Below are 1,171 nucleotides of genomic sequence, written 5' to 3' on the forward strand. Positions count from 1 at the left end.
GGATGCTCCGATCAACTTGTCGTGCAGCCGCGGCAAGTTGCAATTTTCCAGGCACCTACAGCGTCATTGGACGAAAAGTGACCGAAAAATCATGTACGGAGAGCTTTTTCGACCGGTTCTCCGTGTTAAACGCGAACCTCACCCATACCCATGAGCTGTTTTCGAACCCTCCACAGGTTTGCCAGGGCGAACAGCGTGGTCAACTGAGCCGTGTTTTTCATCAGCCCACGAAAACGTACTTTCACGTAACCAAACTGCCGCTTGATCACGCGAAACGGATGCTCGACCTTGGCCCGTGTCTGAGCCTTGCAGAACTCGATCTTGCGCTTGGCTTTGTACAGTACGCTGCGCTGGTTCAGCTTGGAATAGGTGCTGCGACGCGCTGCAATCTGCCAGATCACCCCCCGATTTTCATGCTCTTCGCGCCTTTCGACACCGGTGTAACCGGCATCTGCATACACGGCGTTTTCTTCGCCATGCAGCAGTTCAGCCACCTGCGTGACATCGGCCACATTGGCAGCGGTGCCATGGACGTGATGCACCAGGCCGGACTCGACATCGGCACCGATGTGCGCCTTCATCCCGAAGAAATACTGACCGCCTTTCTTGGTCTGGTGCATCTCGGGATCACGCTTGCCTTCTTTATTTTTGGTCGAGCTGGGGGCATGAATAATGGTGGCATCGACGATGGTGCCTTGGCGCAGCGACAGGCCTTTTTCCTGCAGATAACCATTGATGACCGCAAGGATTGCCGGTGCGAGCTGATGCTTCTCCAGCAAGTGCCGGAAGTTCATGATCGTGGTGTCTTCGGGGATTGGCGCGCTCAGCGTCAGGCGTGCGAACTGGCGCATGGGCGTGATTTCGTAGAGCGCTTCTTCCATGGCCGGGTCGCTCAGGGAGAACCAGTTCTGCAACAGATGGATGCGCAGCATGGTTTCCAGAGGATAGGGTTTTCTACCGCCGCCGGCCTTGGGGTAGAACGGTTCGATCAGCTCCAGCAGGCCTGCCCAGGGCACCACCTGATCCATTTCGGCGAGGAAGCGCTCTCGGCGGGTTTGCTTGCGCTTGCCGGCGTACTCAAAGTCGGAAAAGCTCATCTGGCTCATGGGCGGCTCGGATCAGGTGTTGCGGGGATTCTCGCATAACTGAAGGCTTGTTCGGAGATTCCCTA

General features: G+C 56.6%; 1 protein-coding gene. It reads right to left on the minus strand.

All coding sequences use genetic code 11. The features are described 5' to 3' along the window. Window positions 1–125: 125 nt before the first annotated feature. Entirely contained in the window at window positions 126–1,106 is a 981-nt protein-coding gene (locus AC07XM_RS31020) for an IS5-like element ISPa41 family transposase (RefSeq protein WP_014003920.1), read from the minus strand. Window positions 1,107–1,171: the final 65 nt, after the last annotated feature.

Source organism: Pseudomonas sp. GW460-LB5, assembly GCF_059423245.1.